The sequence below is a fragment of the Klebsiella sp. TF21-TM genome, assembly GCF_019753495.1.
Lineage (GTDB): Bacteria > Pseudomonadota > Gammaproteobacteria > Enterobacterales > Enterobacteriaceae > Klebsiella > Klebsiella quasipneumoniae.
In genome coordinates this window covers 75,965-91,051 of record NZ_JAIJYL010000004.1, presented here as the reverse complement: position 1 = coordinate 91,051, position 15,087 = coordinate 75,965, and the positions used below count along the sequence as shown (strand labels likewise).

16 protein-coding genes and 1 pseudogene are annotated in these 15,087 nt (G+C 60.1%); 6 read left to right on the top strand and 11 right to left on the bottom strand.

Features of this window, described 5'->3' with window-relative positions; translation table 11 throughout:
* Positions 1–8: 8 nt before the first annotated feature.
* Together tssE and K5R89_RS27360 are read right to left on the bottom strand one after the other, a co-directional pair.
* Positions 9–452: a type VI secretion system baseplate subunit TssE gene (gene tssE, locus K5R89_RS05325; RefSeq protein WP_048297773.1), complete on the bottom strand. Its 444-nt coding sequence runs from the start codon at positions 450–452 to the stop codon at positions 9–11.
* 1 nt (position 453) lies between these two features.
* Positions 454–570 (bottom strand): annotated as a pseudogene (locus K5R89_RS27360) (type VI secretion system lipoprotein TssJ); the annotation flags it as partial.
* Between the two features lie 407 nt (positions 571–977).
* Here K5R89_RS27360 and K5R89_RS05315 point away from each other — a divergent pair.
* Together K5R89_RS05315 and K5R89_RS05310 are read left to right on the top strand one after the other, a co-directional pair.
* Positions 978–1,307 (top strand): gamma-glutamylcyclotransferase family protein, encoded by a 330-nt coding sequence (locus K5R89_RS05315; RefSeq protein WP_023290172.1) that lies wholly within the window; start codon positions 978–980, stop codon positions 1,305–1,307.
* A gap of 115 nt (positions 1,308–1,422) precedes the next feature.
* Complete coding sequence (locus K5R89_RS05310; RefSeq protein ID WP_023290173.1) at positions 1,423–1,962, top strand: DUF2058 domain-containing protein; 540 nt, start codon at positions 1,423–1,425, stop codon at positions 1,960–1,962.
* A gap of 24 nt (positions 1,963–1,986) precedes the next feature.
* Here the strand turns inward: K5R89_RS05310 and K5R89_RS05305 are convergent, their stop codons facing one another.
* On the bottom strand, positions 1,987–2,685 hold the full coding sequence (locus tag K5R89_RS05305; protein WP_032428902.1) for an RluA family pseudouridine synthase: 699 nt from the start codon (positions 2,683–2,685) through the stop codon (positions 1,987–1,989).
* 191 nt (positions 2,686–2,876) lie between these two features.
* Here K5R89_RS05305 and K5R89_RS05300 point away from each other — a divergent pair, with 191 nt between their 5' ends.
* Positions 2,877–3,359, top strand: coding sequence for a cold-shock protein (locus K5R89_RS05300; RefSeq protein WP_032453327.1), 483 nt, complete (start codon positions 2,877–2,879; stop codon positions 3,357–3,359).
* 114 nt (positions 3,360–3,473) lie between these two features.
* On the top strand, positions 3,474–4,373 hold the full coding sequence (locus tag K5R89_RS05295; RefSeq protein ID WP_044523908.1) for a LysR family transcriptional regulator: 900 nt from the start codon (positions 3,474–3,476) through the stop codon (positions 4,371–4,373).
* Here K5R89_RS05295 and K5R89_RS05290 read toward each other — a convergent pair.
* The 3 genes from K5R89_RS05290 to K5R89_RS05280 all read right to left on the bottom strand — a co-directional run bounded on the left by K5R89_RS05290 (position 4,348) and on the right by K5R89_RS05280 (position 7,730).
* Positions 4,348–5,157 (bottom strand): substrate-binding domain-containing protein, encoded by an 810-nt coding sequence (locus K5R89_RS05290; RefSeq protein WP_072096615.1) that lies wholly within the window; start codon positions 5,155–5,157, stop codon positions 4,348–4,350. The genes K5R89_RS05295 and K5R89_RS05290 overlap by 26 nt on opposite strands.
* A gap of 11 nt (positions 5,158–5,168) precedes the next feature.
* The gene (locus K5R89_RS05285) at positions 5,169–6,464 is read right to left on the bottom strand and encodes an MFS transporter (protein WP_044523912.1); all 1,296 of its coding nucleotides are present in this window, start codon (positions 6,462–6,464) and stop codon (positions 5,169–5,171) included.
* A 333-nt stretch (positions 6,465–6,797) separates the two neighbouring features.
* Entirely contained in the window at positions 6,798–7,730 is a 933-nt protein-coding gene (locus tag K5R89_RS05280) for a LysR family transcriptional regulator (RefSeq protein ID WP_044523914.1), read from the bottom strand.
* 99 nt (positions 7,731–7,829) lie between these two features.
* Between K5R89_RS05280 and K5R89_RS05275 the strand changes: the two genes are divergently transcribed.
* On the top strand, positions 7,830–8,306 hold the full coding sequence (locus K5R89_RS05275) for a GNAT family N-acetyltransferase (RefSeq protein ID WP_004203250.1): 477 nt from the start codon (positions 7,830–7,832) through the stop codon (positions 8,304–8,306).
* Between the two features lie 49 nt (positions 8,307–8,355).
* Here K5R89_RS05275 and pckA read toward each other — a convergent pair whose 3' ends face one another.
* Positions 8,356–9,999, bottom strand: a complete 1,644-nt coding sequence (gene pckA / locus K5R89_RS05270) for a phosphoenolpyruvate carboxykinase (ATP) (RefSeq protein WP_101989389.1) — start codon at positions 9,997–9,999, stop codon at positions 8,356–8,358.
* 283 nt (positions 10,000–10,282) lie between these two features.
* Between pckA and K5R89_RS05265 the strand changes: the two genes are divergently transcribed.
* On the top strand, positions 10,283–11,176 hold the full coding sequence (locus tag K5R89_RS05265) for a LysR substrate-binding domain-containing protein (RefSeq protein ID WP_023290180.1): 894 nt from the start codon (positions 10,283–10,285) through the stop codon (positions 11,174–11,176).
* A gap of 5 nt (positions 11,177–11,181) precedes the next feature.
* Here K5R89_RS05265 and K5R89_RS05260 read toward each other — a convergent pair whose 3' ends face one another.
* From K5R89_RS05260 to K5R89_RS05245, 4 genes are read right to left on the bottom strand one after another with little or no spacing between them, the layout of a single operon-like run.
* Entirely contained in the window at positions 11,182–11,901 is a 720-nt protein-coding gene (locus K5R89_RS05260; RefSeq protein ID WP_023290181.1) for an ABC transporter ATP-binding protein, read from the bottom strand.
* Positions 11,898–12,773 carry an ABC transporter ATP-binding protein gene (locus tag K5R89_RS05255; RefSeq protein ID WP_044523916.1) on the bottom strand — a complete coding sequence of 292 codons (876 nt, stop codon included), beginning with the start codon at positions 12,771–12,773 and terminating at the stop codon, positions 11,898–11,900. Before K5R89_RS05255 ends, K5R89_RS05260 begins: the two co-directional genes overlap by 4 nt.
* A complete protein-coding gene (livM, locus tag K5R89_RS05250; protein ID WP_023290183.1) occupies positions 12,770–14,056 on the bottom strand; it encodes a high-affinity branched-chain amino acid ABC transporter permease LivM in 1,287 nt (428 codons plus the stop codon). Before livM ends, K5R89_RS05255 begins: the two co-directional genes overlap by 4 nt.
* 9 nt (positions 14,057–14,065) lie before the next feature.
* The gene (locus tag K5R89_RS05245; RefSeq protein ID WP_023290184.1) at positions 14,066–14,980 is read right to left on the bottom strand and encodes a branched-chain amino acid ABC transporter permease; all 915 of its coding nucleotides are present in this window, start codon (positions 14,978–14,980) and stop codon (positions 14,066–14,068) included.
* Between the last annotated feature and the right edge of the window lie 107 nt (positions 14,981–15,087).

The window sequence follows — 15,087 nt, the reverse complement described above, 5'->3', positions numbered from 1 at the left end:
GCGAGAGATTAGAGGGCGGAGCGGGCGTCAAGGTACTGCTGACGTTTAAGGTGGCGGATCAACACCCTGCCTTCAGGCATAAACTCTGTGCCGTAACGTACCAGACCGATATCCTTCAGCTCAGCATCAATGGCATAGCGCAGTTCGCCGGGCGCATCCTGATCGAGCATCACCACCGCGATCCGCTGCAGGCGCGGTTCGTATTTCAGCAACACCGCCGACAGCGTACTCATCAGCTGATGCGCCGACGCCGGCATGCCCTGGAGGATAGCGGTCATATCCGGCAGGCCGTAGTCCGGCAAATGCGCCAGCGTTCCGGCCCGACAGTTGAGGATGCGCTGCATGTTATCGAGCACCGACAGGATGACCTGATCCGTTTCGCTGACGTTGTTCAGGTCCAGCCCGCCGGCGAAATTGCCGTAGAGGATGTCGTACAGGGAGGGACGAGGCATTTCACTTCTCCTTAAGCGGGTGCAGCGTCAGTTGATTTTGGCTGGCTTCGATAATGCGCGGTCTCGCCGGGATAAGATCCTTCGGGGTCAGTAGCAGCCGCCAGCGGTTTTGCGTCAGATGAAAGCTTCAAGTTATTTTTTAATGGTTGCTTATCATAAAGGGAAAAATTAGCGCCAGGTGCTGCCAGGGGGTAAATAATATCTGAATTCAAGGCTCGCTATCTTTCATCACCCAGGTGAAGGCGACGAAAACGACAGGCATTGTATTCTCCTCTTATAATTTGCCGTTAAAGGGTAATTAGCGAATTAATCCCTCTATCAGACTTATTTATATTCATCTTAAATATGATTAATAATAAAAATTTCACTTTAGTCGATATATCCTCGACAGCGCCGGCGCCTGAATCTCCCCGGCATCAGAGAGACGCCTGACCCCCACCCGGCCATTGCCAGGCGCTGAATTACCCCGTATTTTGGTTTTCCGCTCCGCTGGGGGCGGGTATCAGGGCGAACGAGAGAGAGAAAATGAAACCGCTATTTGTCTATGGGACGCTCTGTCCCGGTCGCAGCAATGCGCATATTCTGGAGGCGATCGGGGGCGAGTGGCGTCCGGGCTACGTTACCGGTACCTTTTACGCGCGCGGCTGGGGCGCAGCCGCTGATTTTCCGGGGATCGTCCTCGATGCCAACGGCCCGCGGGTCAACGGCTATCTCTTCCTGTCCGACCGGCTGGCGGCGCACTGGCCCATGCTGGACGACTTTGAGGAGGGGTACGATCGGGTGTCGGTGGAGGTGACCACCGACGATGGACAGCAGGTCAGCGCCTGGATTTATCAGCTCCAGCCCCGGGAGTAATCCCCGGCCAGTCTCGCGCTACCGGGCACAGCGGCCCAGTACGTCCGCGGGTCTGGCGTCGTTTCCGCCAATGCAGGTATACTTGCCAGATGTTTCCTAAGCTTCAGATACGCAAATGACAAAACTTACCTTACAAGAGCAGATGCTCAAAGCCGGCCTGGTCAGCAGCAAAAAAATGGCCAAAGTCCAGAGAACGGCGAAAAAATCCCGCGTGCAGGCCCGTGAGGCCCGGGAAGCGGTGGAAGAGAATAAAAAAGCCCAGCTGGAGCGCGATAAACAGCTCAGCGAGCAGCAAAAGCAGGCGGTGCTGGCGAAAGAGTATAAAGCTCAGGTCAAGCAACTGATTGAGATGAACCGCATTACGGTCGCCCGGGGCGATATCGGCTTTAACTTTACCGATAATAATCTGATCAAAAAAATCATGGTCGACAAGACCACCCAAACCCAGCTGATTAACGGTCGCCTGGCGATTGCCCGCCTGGCGGTGGATAACAAACCTGAAGGGGAATATGCAATTATTCCGGCGATTGTGGCTGAGAAAATTGCCCAGCGCGATGCCAGCAGCATCGTGTTGCACAGCGCCCTGAGCCAGGATGAGCAGGATGAAGACGATCCGTACGCCGACTTTAAGGTGCCCGACGACCTGATGTGGTGATCGCGGGCTTCCGGCGGCAGGCGCTCAGAACGAGCTTGCCTGCTGGATATGCATCGGCTCGCGACTGACGGGGTGGCGAAAACGCAGTTCGCTGGCGTGCAGCATCAGCCGCGGAGCCTGTTCCGTGCCCGGCAATTCCCGGCCGCCATACAGATCGCAGCCAAGGATCGGATAGCCCAGCAGCTGACAGTGGATCCGCAGCTGATGGGTGCGCCCGGTCTCCGGGGTGAGCGCCACCCTCGTCAGCGCCAGCGCCCTCTCCCCTTCCCGCGTCTGGTACATACGGTCAATTACCCGGTAGCGCGAACGCGCCGGTTTGCCGTGCCGGGCGCAGATCGACATGCGCGGGAAACGGGCCGGGTCTTTGGCGATCGCCGCCTCCACTATCCCTTCATCTTCCGGCAGATGACCGCACAGCAGCGCCGTATAGACCTTACCCACCGTGCGCTGACTGAACTGCTGGCACAGCGCGGCGTTAATCACCTTGTTGCGGGCGACCACCATCAGACCGGAAGTGCCGAAATCAAGGCGGTGTACCAGGGTGCAGCCCGGAAAGCGCTGGACCAGTCGATGATGCACGGAGTCGAGGTTGCGCGGATCTTTGCCTGACAGGCTCAGCAGCCCGGCAGGTTTATTGATCAGCAGCAGGTGTTCGTCCTGATACAGGAGGGTTATCTGCTCGCGGCACGGCGGAGCGACAAAGGTATCGATAATGGTGGACATCAGACGGCCCGAAGAAGGAGTGGCCGACGATAGTACCCCATTTTGCCCGCCGGTACGACGCTGGCGCACGATCCGCCCTCGCGGCGGCGTCATTTATCACCCACACTTATCGCAAAGGCATGGTCTGCGCAGGCAATGTGCTTTACACTGCGCGCTGCAAAATTTGAGTTAACCAACGAGTAAGAACGGTAATGGCGATGAACGGAACAATCACAACGTGGTTTAAAGATAAAGGTTTTGGATTTATCAAAGATGAAAACGGCGAAAACCGGTATTTTCATGTGATTAAGGTCGCCAATCCCGATCTCATCAAGAAAGACGCGGCGGTGACTTTTGAACCTACCACCAACAATAAAGGGCTGTCGGCCTACGCGGTGAAGGTCATTCCGGAAAGCAAATATATCTATATCGCCGGCGAGCGGCTGAAGCTGACCTCCATCAAGTCCTATGTGGTTTACCGGGAAGAAGAGCCGGTCGAGACCCGCGTGGATAAAGAAAACGCGGTGCTGTCGGTCGGGCTGCTGATGAACAGCATCCGGCCAAAATCCGCGGTGCAGCCGGGAGAGATGCGCTCGGTGAAAAAGCTGGCGATCACCACCTTTCAGGGGACAACCCTGATCTTCTCGGAAGACGAAATCGATATCGATGCCACGGTAAAACTGCTCAAGGTATGACGACCCGGCGTGCGGTCAGCCGCGCGCCCAGTCACCTGCCGAGCCGATTTTCGTCGCCATCGCCCCTCACCGGACGGGGCGAGGCGCCAGACAGCCGATAAGGATGCCGCCGCCATGCCCGTAAATTTTGACTTCAACGATCTCTATGCCTTTCGCGCCCTGATGGAGTATGGCAGCTTTCGGCTGGCCGCAGAATCCATTTGCCTGTCACAATCGGCCCTCAGCCGCCGCATCGAAAAGCTGGAAACCGCGTTAGGCAACCGGCTGTTCGAGCGCACCACCCGCCGCGTGACCCTTACGCTGTATGGACAGAATTTTGCCGAACGTTCGGAGCAGCTGCTGGCCCACGTCGAGACGGTGCTGGCGGATATCAGCCAGGTTAGCAAGGCGCGAACCGGGCTGGTGACAGTGGCGACGGTACCTTCCGCCGCCTACTACTTTATGCCGGAAATCATCCGCAGCTTTCAGGCGCGCTTTCCCCAGGTGCGTATCCGGCTGATCGACAGCAGCGCCGGGAATGTCATTGAGGCGGTGAGCAGCGGACAGGCTGACTTTGGCCTCTGCTTTGCCAAAAACCTGCCGGCCAGCATCGAATTCACCCCGCTGGCCGACGACCGCTATGTCGCCGCCTGTCGGCACGACCATCCGCTGGCGAGCAGGACGCACCTCAGCTGGCAGGCATACTTTGAACAGGATTATATTGGCCTCGATCGGGTCTCCGGCAACCGGACGCTGCTCGACAGGGAGCTGGCGCATCTGACGCCGGCGCGGCCAAGCATTTGCGAAACCCGCCACGTCACCACGATGCTGGGGATGGTGGAAGCGGGCATCGGCATTGCCGCCGTGCCCGCGATGTCGATGCCCGCCGGGGAGCATTCCGTTCTCCGCGCCGTACCGCTTACCGACCCGGTGGTCACCCGTACGGTAGGCCTGATCCGCCTCAGCGGCCGTATTCAGTCCTACGTGGCGGCAGAGCTGGAGAAGCTGATTATTGAACAGTATCCTTCTGGCTGACCGGCGCGGCGGCAGCTACGCTTCGCATACCGGTGGCGTGGATGGTCTCCTGCGCCGCCGGTGAGGCCAGATACGTCAGCAGCGCCTTTCCTTCCTGCGGGTGGTCGGCGCTGACGGTCACCGCCCCGGCAAAGCGGGTGATGTACTGCAGGTTATCCGGCAGTTCGCCGACAAAGGTCACGCCGGGCACCGGCAGCAGTTCGCTCACCTGCTGAAAACCGATCGCATACCGTCCCTTCGCCACTTCCGAGGCTACCGGAATACGCTCCACCATCTGCGCTTTGCTCTGCATCGCCTCATCAATGCCCAGGCGGTGGAACAGCGTCGAGCTGACATAGCGTCCGCTGGCGCTGTCGGAGTACGCGACCGACGGCGCAGCCAGCAGCGCCGCCCGCAGCTGGTCTGCGCTGCGGATAGCCGGCAGCGGCGCTCCCGCTTTCACCACCACGCCGATGGGCGAGTCGGCCAGCTCCCGGCGCGAATCCGGTTGCGTACGGCCCGCTTTCTCGAGGCCGGTCAGCGCGTCGCCGACCATAATCACCACGTCCGCGTGTTCGCCCCGCGCCAGGCGGTTAGGGATCGCCTGCGGCGTTTTCCCCATCGACGGGCCGGGGATCACCACGAGGTGGTTGCCGCTTTGTTTTTCCCATGCCGGGGCCAGCTTTTCCAGCGCCGCTTTGAAGCCGCCGGAGATCATCACGGTGACCTCAGCGGACAGCGCGCTGCCGCCGGTGGCGGCCAGCAGCAGCGTGGCCAGCAGGGTTCCTGTCGTTTTACGCATCATCATCTCCCTGATTAACGTGCCGTCTGCAGCGTAACGGCGCTGCGGCGATAGAGGTAGCAAGTGGCCAGCAGGCCGCAGACGGCGGCAAAGCTCATCCAGTAGCCAGGGGAAGCTTTATCACCGGTATATTCAATCAGCGCCGTGGAAATCACCGGCGTGAAGCCGCCAAACACCGCGGTCGCCAGGCTATAGGCCAGCGAGAAGCCTGCCACGCGCACTTCGGCGGGCATAATTTCGGTCAGCGCCGGGATCATCGCCCCGTTGTACATGCCGTAGATAAAGGACAACCACAGCAGCACGCTCAGCATCATCAAAAAGCTCGGCGCGTTCGCCAGCATGGTCAGCGCAGGCCACGCGGTAGCCAGCGCCAGCAGGGTCATGGCAATCAGCACCGGCCGGCGGCCAAAGCGGTCGGACAGCGCCCCGCCCACCGGCAGCCAGAAGAAGTTGGAAATCGCCACCAGCAGCGTGACCAGCAGGCTGTCCGAGGCGCTGAGCATCAGCACTTTTTTGCCAAAGGTCGGCGCATAGACGGTGATCAGATAGAACGCGGTGGTGGTCATCGCCACCATCATCATCCCGGCGATGACCACCTGCCAGTTCGCCAGCAGGGTGGCGAATACCTGGCGCATCGCCAGATGATGGCGGCGGGCAGTAAACTCCTGGGTCTCCTCCAGCTTACGGCGCAGCACAAAAATGAACGGGACGATCAGGCAGCCGAAAAGGAACGGAATACGCCAGCCCCAGTCGCTGATGGCGCTCTGCTCCAGCACGGCGTTGAGGGCAAAGCCCATCGCGGCCGCCACCATAATGGCGACCTGCTGACTGCCCGACTGCCAGCTGGTGTAAAACCCTTTGCGGCCCGGGGTGGCGATCTCGGCCAGATAGACGGATACCCCGCCCAGCTCAGCGCCGGCGGAGAAGCCCTGCAGCAGGCGGCCGATCAGCACCAGCAGCGGCGCCCACAGGCCAATGGCCTGGTAAGAGGGGATCAGCACGATCAGGAAGGTGCCGGTGGCCATGATCGACAGGGTCACAATCAGCCCTTTGCGCCGCCCTACCTTGTCGATATAGGCGCCAAGCACGATGGCGCCGATGGGCCGCATCAGAAAGCCGGCGCCAAAGACCGCGAAGGTCATCATCAGCGAGGCGAATTCACTGCTCGCCGGAAAAAAGGTATGTGCGATGTAGGTGGCATAAAACCCGAACAGGAAAAAGTCGAACTGTTCGAGAAAGTTACCGGACGTGACGCGCAGAATGGCGCCGAGCCGGTCACGGGTACTCATCAGTGAGGTTGTCGAATGCATGCAGGTCTCCAGTTTGTTATCCACGCGTTGTCGCGCGCCTGTTGCTGAAGACTGAAACAGAACCGGGAATGAAATAAGCGTAATAAACGCATCCATTGATGCAATTTACGCATAAATAACATTTAACTAATTAACATTACTTTTATATACAATCATTTAACACTCTCTACGCCATCAGCGTCGGCGGCAGGGATGAAAAGGTGAGTTTTCCGTTTTGTGACCGAGGCCAGGGTACGCCGCTGCGCCCCGGGCGCCAGGCGGTAAAAGACATACCCGGCCCGGCAGGGTTAACGCGACGCCGAGCGGCGAGATGTTAATAATCCGGACGTGACCTCAGGGCGCCGGCGCCGCGGCGGCGTTCCCCAGCGTCTGCAACAGGGAGATCAGCCAGCGGGTGGCCTCGCGTTTCCCGCTGCGTTTGTGGGCGTAAATCTTGACGTCAAACGGGGGAACCGGAAACGGCAGCGGGAAAATGGTCAGCCGGGCGGCGCGAGCCATCGTCTCCGCCGCCCGCCGGGGCAGCGCCATCAGCAGATCGCTCTGCTCAATAATAAAGGGAGCGCTCAGCATTGAGGGCGTTTTCACCGCCACCTGCCGCGAATAGCCCTGCCGCTCCAGCTCACAGTCCAGCACCCCCTGCCGCTCATTCCACGGGGTCACCACCAGATGACGGGCCGCAAGGTAGGCGTCCAGGGTGAGCGCCGTTCGGTCGGCCTGGCTGATAACCACATATTCGTCCCGCAGCCAGTTGATCTCCTCGAGATCGGGATGAGCTGGCTCGTCAGGGGTATTGAACCCGAGAGCCAGATCGACCTCGCCCGCCAGCAGCTCGGTCAGTGCCGGGCTGTGGGGCAGATAACGGAGCTCAAACCGCAGCCCGGGCGCCTCACGCTGCAGGTGGTGCATCAGCGTCGGAAAGACGCAGAACGCGGTGAAATCGGTGATCGCAATCTGCATGCAGTCGGTGCTGGCGGCCGGCACAAACGCCGCCGGCGGCGTCAGCTCCTGATTGAGAAATTTCAGCGCCGAAGCGATAGAGGGCGCCAGCTGGCTGGCATAGACGCTGGGGCACATCCGGTGACCTTCCCGATAGAACAGCGGGTCGTTGAGGGCGCTGCGCAGCCGGGAGAGCGCATGGCTCAGCGCCGAGGTGCTCATCGCCAGCTCTTCTGCCGCCAGGCGCACCGAGCGGGAGCGATAGACCGCGTCAAAGACCGGCAGCAGGTTGAGGTCGATACGGCGCAGGACAGGATGCATAATATTCATCGTTTGCTGATTTCATTGCACTTAATTCTTTTCACAATACCGCTTATGCTCTGGGTCAGCAATGTTGCTTTCCTTCATACCATTCAGACAGGACGACCCATGAGCATCACGATCCGCCAGGCCACCCCGGACGACGCCACCGCTATTTATGACATGATTTATGAACTCGCGGTCTACGAGAAAGCCCCCGAAGAGGTGGTGACGACGGCAGAGGAGATCAGAGAGACGCTGTTTGCCAGCAGCAGCAAAACCGAGGCGCTGATCTGCGAGGTGGCGGGCAAAGCGGTGGGCTACGCCGTGTTCTTCACCAGCTACTCCACCTGGCTTGGCCGTAACGGCATCTATATGGAGGATCTGTACGTAACCCCCGACTATCGCGGGATCGGCGCCGGAAAAGCGCTGCTGAAAACCATCGCGCAATATGCTGTACAGCGTCAGTGCGGGCGTCTGGAGTGGAGCGTGCTCGACTGGAACCAGCCGGCGATTGATTTCTATCTGAGCATTGGCGCGCAGCCGCAGGATGAGTGGGTGCGTTATCGCCTCACTGGCGATGCGCTGCGGGCCTTTGCGGAGTAAAGCGGCTCGCCAGCAGGTCGGCGCCAGGCGTCGACCTGCTGGCCGCGGATCAGGCTTCGACCGCGCTATTCTGCAGCTGCGGACCGGCCAGCGCCAGACGCGCGCCCGCTTCGGTATCGCTGTACTGCTTAAAGTTATCCATAAACAGCTGAGCCAGACTCTCCGCCTTCTCCTGCCACTTATCCGCTGAGCTCCAGCCATTACGCGGATCCAGCACTGCGCTGTCGACGCCCGGAATGCTCTGCGGGATCGCAAGATTGAACACCGGGATCGCTTCATCGCGCAGCGGGCCGGTGGTGCCATTGAGGATCGCGCTGATGATGCTGCGGGTATCGCGCAGCGACAGGCGTTTGCCCTCGCCGTTCCAGCCGGTGTTGACCAGCCAGGCTTCAGCACCGGATTCCGCCATCTTCGCCGCCAGTACGCTGGCGTACTGGGTCGGGTGAAGCAGCAGGAACGCCGCGCCGTAGCAGGCGGAGAAGGTCGGCGTCGGCTGGGTAATGCCGCGCTCGGTGCCCGCCAGCTTCGAGGTGAAGCCCGACAGGAAATGGTACTGCATCTGCTCGGTGGTCAGACGGGAGACCGGCGGCAGGACGCCAAACGCGTCTGCGGCAAGGAAAATCACCTTCGACGGATGGCCCGCCCGGGACACCGGCTTGACGATATTGTCGATATGCGACAGCGGATAGGAGACGCGGGTGTTCTCGGTTTTGCTGCCGTCGGCGTAATCCACGCTGCCGTCGGCGCGCACCACCACGTTTTCCAGCAGCGCATTGCGGCGGATGGCGCCATAAATCTCCGGCTCCGCCTGCGGGTCGAGATTGATGGTCTTGGCGTAGCAGCCGCCTTCGAAGTTAAACACCCCGTCATCGTCCCAGCCGTGCTCGTCATCGCCAATCAGTTGACGATGCGGATCGGTGGACAACGTGGTTTTGCCGGTACCGGAGAGGCCGAAGAACAGCGCGACGTCCCCTGCTTCGCCGCGGTTGGCCGAGCAGTGCATCGACGCGATGCCTTTCTGCGGCAGCAGGTAGTTCATGACCGAGAACAGCCCTTTTTTCATTTCGCCGCCGTACCAGGTGCCGCCGATGAGCTGAATACGCTCGCTCAGGTTAAAGGCGACGAAGTTCTCGGAGTTCATGCCCTGCGCCTGCCAGTTGGCATTGGTGCAGCCGGCGCCGTTGAGCACCACGAAGTCCGGGGTAAAGCTGGCCAGCTCGTCGGCGCTCGGCACGATAAACATGTTTTTGACAAAGTGGGCCTGCCACGCCACCTCGGTGACGAAGCGCACGCCAAGGCGGGTGTCCGGGCTGGCGCCGCACCAGGCGTCGATGATGTACAGTTTTTTGCCGCTCAGCTGGCCTACGACCAGGCTTTTCAGGCTGCGCCACACTTCTGGCGATAACGGCTTATTGTCATTGCGGCCGAGGCCGGAGTCAGCCCACCATACGGTGTCGCGCGTCTGCTCGTCTCTGACGATATATTTATCGCGCGGCGAGCGGCCGGTGAAGATGCCGGTATCCACTGCCACAGCGCCAGAGTCGGTCATTACGCCGCGGGCCGCGCCGGTCAGCTCAGGAGCGGTTTCATGTGCAATAAGCAAATCGTAATCAGGGTTGTAAAACAATTCGCCGCTTGCATTAATCCCCAGCTCCTGCAGAGCCATTTTTACTGATTCAATTTGTTGTGACATGGAACTCCTGACAAACTATTTAAGGTAAGAGGCCTGGGTTATTCATTGCTTTCGTCATCGTCGCCAGCTATTTAATAAGATAAATCCTGGGTAATGAAATAAAGCAATAAATAACCGTGAGTCGCGATTTCATATCGTGCTCATGTAGGGTCGCCGATACGCATTCATAAATCTCAACTTTCCAAAAAATGTTAACACCTGTCGATAATTATGTTAATTGCATAGTTTCTATGCGCTATGCTAAAATTGCATAGCCTTTATTGCGTTTTTGAGGACTGGATCGGTGTTGGCAAATCTGGAAGTTAAATGGCTGTATGATGTGATTGCTCTCGAGGAGTCACGCAGCTTTACCCTGGCGGCCAAAGCCCGCAATATCTCCCAGTCCTCGTTCAGCCGACGCATCCAGTCGCTGGAGGCTTCCCTCGGATTCAGCATCTTCGACCGCAGCGCCAACCCCCTGCAGTTGACCAACCGCGGGAAAATTTTTGTCGGCTATGCGCGAAATATGCTCGACGACATGGATTTTCAGATCAGCCGAATTAAAGGTTTAAATAACACCACGCAGAAAATAAGAATCGACGCCGCCCCTTCGCTGTCGGTGTTATTGCTGCCGGAAATTATCGCCGGTTACACCGACCGTAAAAATAAGACTTTTCATGTTGAATCGATTAACGTCAACGACGCCGTATTTAACCTGAAAGAGGGTAAAAGCGATTTTATCCTCTCCTTCTATAATGAAGAATTAATGAACTATCCGTTTATTAATCATAAAATTTTTGATTCTTACCTGCACCTGGTCTCCCCCTGCGACGAACATGGCCGGCCGCTGTTTCATTTACATCGCGGCGTGCTGCCGCTGATGAAATACGCCAACGACAGCTATATGGGGCGCCAGGTGAACCAGGTCATCGACCGCACGCCGGAGATCACCTTCTCCCTCACCTTTGTCTCTTCCATGAGCGAACTGCTCAAGCGCATGATCCTCAATGGCGACGGCGTGGGCTGGTTGCCGCAGTACTCCATTCAGCGCGAGCTGGACGAAGGCCGACTGACGATCCTCGATGAGAGCCTGTCGCTGCCGATCGGCGCCTGGCTCTACCGCTCCGGCTCGCGGCTTAACCAGGCCGCCGAACGTTTCTGGCAGCACATTAAAACCCGTAACCAACCGCGGGATTAACCCTCTCAGCCGCTGATCCCCAGATACGCCTTACGCACCTCCGGGTCGTTGAGCAGCGCCTGGCCGCTACCGCTCAGGCGGATCTGGCCGTTCACCATCACGTAGGCGCGGTCCGACAGGTTGAGGGCATGGCGGGCGTTCTGCTCCACCAGAAACAGCGTCATCCCCTGGGCCGTCAGCTCGCGCAGGATCTGAAATATCTGCTTCACCACCAGCGGCGCCAGTCCCAGGCTCGGCTCATCCAGCAGCAGCAGGCGCGGCCGGCTCATCAGCGCCCTGGCGATGGCCAGCATCTGCTGTTCGCCGCCGGAGAGGGTCATCGCCCGCTGTCCCCGCCGCTCTTCCAGCCGGGGGAACAGCTGGTACATCCGGGCCTTGTCCTCGGCCTGATAGCGGTTGCCAATGGCAATGGTCCCCATCAGCAGATTCTCCTCGACGGTCATATCGGGAAAGATGCGCCGCCCTTCCGGGGCCTGGGCGATGCCGTTGCTGGCGATAAAGTGGGTCGATTTCCGGCTGATCGCCTCCCCGCGATAGAAAATCTCCCCGCCGGCAATACGCGGCTGCCCGAAGACCGACATCAACAGCGTCGATTTACCCGCGCCGTTGGCGCCGATCAGCGCCACCGTCTCCCCCTCGTTGACGGTCAGGGAGACCTGCTTCAGGGCCTGGATCGGCCCGTAGAAGACATCCACCTCATCAAAGGCAAGCAGTGGCTGGCTCATCGGCGCGTCTCCTCTTCCTCAGCGCCAAGATAGGCGGCAATCACGCTGGCGTTGGCCTGAATCGCCTGCGGCGCGCCGCGGGCGATGACGTCCCCGTGATCGAGGACGATGATATGATCCGAAATCTCCATCACCATCCCCATATCATGTTCGATCAATAGCACCGTGATGCCGTGCTGCTGGCGCAGAAAGCGGATGATCCGGCTCAGCGCCTGGGTTTCGACCGGGTTGAGTCCGGCCGCCGGCTCGTCCAGACAGATCATCTCCGGACGGGTGCACATGGCGCGGGCGATCTCCAGCCGCCGCTGCTGTCCGTAGGAAAGCGTTCCCGCCAGACGGTTGGCGCAGTCCACCATCTCCACCACCTCCAGCCAGTAAAACGCGCGATCCAGCGCCTGACTTTCCGCCTGCCGATAGCCGCGGGTGTTGAGGATCCCGGCCAGCAGATGGCGGTTAACCTGGGTATGCTGGGCCACCAGCAGGTTCTCAATCACCGACATCTCGCGGAACAGGCGAATATTCTGGAAGGTGCGGGCCAGACCGGCGCGGTTCACCAGATGGGTGCCGCCGAACATCTTGTAATAGATCCGCCGCCCCAGCTGCGCCGGGTGGAGGAAATCGTCCGGGTGAAGCTTTTGCCCCAGCACCTGAATGACATCGGTGACCTTTTCCCGCGCCCGTAGCACGATACTCCCCCCCGTCGCCCGGTAAAAGCCGGTCAGGCAGTTAAATACCGTGGTTTTGCCCGCGCCGTTGGGGCCGATCAGGGCGGTGATCGACCCCCGCTCCACCTCCAGATTGACGTCATTCAGCGCTTTGATGCCGCCGAAATGCATCATCAAATGCTCAACGCGTAAGATGCTGTCGCTCATGGCGCGACTCCTTTTCGCAACGCGACCCCGCTGCGGCTGGTGCGCACCAGGCCGCGCGGCCGCCAGATCATCATCAGCACCATCAGCACGCCAAACAGCAGCACGCGATATTCGTCAAACCCGCGCAGCAGCTCCGGGGTGACCGTCAGGACAAACGCCGCCAGCACCACCCCAAGGGTGGAGCCCATTCCCCCCAGCACCACAATCGCCAGGATCAGCGCCGACTCAAAAAAGGTGAACGACGTCGGATTAACAAATCCCTGATAGCTGGCGAAGAACACTCCGGCGATGCCGGCGGTCGACGCGCCGAGCATGAACGCCGAGAGCTTGACCAGCACATGGTTGAGCCCCATCGCCCGACAGGCGATCTCATCCTCGCGCAGCGCCTCCCAGGCGCGGCCGATGGGCATCCGCGTCAGGCGATGCTTCACCAGCAGCACCAGTATCACCACCATGCACAGCACAGCGTAGAGGAAGATGAATTTCAGGTTGGGGTTGTAACTGACGTGGAAGAACTCATGGATAGGGATACCGCCATCCTTTGCCCGGCGGGTAAATTCGAGGCCAAACAGCGTCGGGGACGGCACCGGGACGCCGTTGGGGCCGCCGGTGAAGCTCACCCAGTTGTTAAGCACCAGGCGAATGATTTCGCCAAAGCCGAGGGTGACGATGGCCAGATAGTCGCCGTGCATGCGCAGCACCGGAAAGCCTAGCAACGCCCCGGCGAGGGCCGCCATCACCGCCCCCAGCGGCAGCATCGCCCAGAAGCCGAGACCCAGGTACTGGTAGCCCAGCGCCAGGCCGTAGGCGCCGATAGCATAGAACGCCACATAGCCCAGATCGAGCAGCCCCGCGAGACCCACCACGATATTCAGCCCCAAACCGAGCAGGACGTAGATCAGCCCGAGGATCGCCACGGTCAGCAGGTATTTGCTGGCGAGAAACGGAAAGGCGATAGCCAGGCCCACCAGCAGCGGCATTATCCAGCGCAGCCGCGAGCGGTAGCCCGGGGGCCGGACGTACACCCCGTCATCCGCCCCCTCAAAGCGGGCAACCAAGGCCTTGCCCCGCCGGCTCTGCAGCAGCAGGCTGAGCGCCAGTCTGCCGGCCATCACCACCGCCACCAGGATCGCCACCCGCGCGGGCGCGAGGGTAAAGCCATAGCCTTTGAGCACCACGCCGACGATCGGGCCAAAGACAATTAACGCGCAAAGACCGGCCAGCACGCTGTCGATCAGCGCGCTTTTGATATCCCGCGCAGGCTGGCGCGTCAGTTCACCCATAGAGCCCCCTCAGACCTTGGCCACCAGCGGTCGACCCAGCAGCCCCTGCGGGCGAAAAATCAGGATCGCCACCAGCAGCGCAAAGGAAAAAACGTCTTTGTAATCCGAATTCACCATTCCGGCGAACTGCGCCTCGGCCACCCCGAGCAGCAGTCCGCCCAGCATCGCGCCAGGCAGCGAGCCAATCCCGCCCAACACCGCGGCGGTGAAGGCTTTGATGCCGATAATAAATCCGATGTAGAAGTCGAAGGTGCCGTAGTTCATGGTCACCAGCACCCCGGCCAGGCCGGCCATCGCCGCGCCGATGACAAACACCAGGGAGATCACCCGGTCGGTATTGATGCCGAGGATCGCCGCCATGCGCCGGTCCTGCTGGGTGGCGCGGCAGATGCGCCCCAGCCGGGTGTACTGGATAATCCAGGTCAGGATCAGCATCCCCACCAGCGCGGCGACGAGAATAAACACCTTGGTCCAGGTGATCTGCACTACCCCATCGCCCACCGTCATACGCAGCGCGCCGCTGAGCAGCGTCGGGATCCCCTGCTGGTTTGGCCCCTGGCTCAGCTGAACATAGTTCTGCAGGATCAGCGACATTCCAATAGCCGAGATCAGCGGCGCCAGGCGCGTCGAGTTGCGCAGCGGCCGGTAAGCGATGCGCTCGATCGCCCAACCGTACACGCCGGTGACCACAATGGTGAATACCAGGGTGGCGAAAATCAGCAGCGGAAACGAATGGATCCCGAAGAAGGAGAGCAGCGCCAGGCCGATGGCGCACAGGTAGGCGGAGACCATATACACCTCGCCGTGGGCGAAGTTGATCATGCCGATGATCCCATACACCATGGTGTAGCCGATGGCGATTAAGCCGTACACCGCGCCCAGCGTCAGCCCATTGATCAATTGTTGCAGAAAAAACGCCGTCATAGCCCCTCCAGCCGCCAGGCCGACGGCCGCCGGGATCGGTACCCGGTCGACCGCCGTCGTGAGACGATTAGCCAATCAAAACAACGGATAGTTACTGGGTGGTAGCC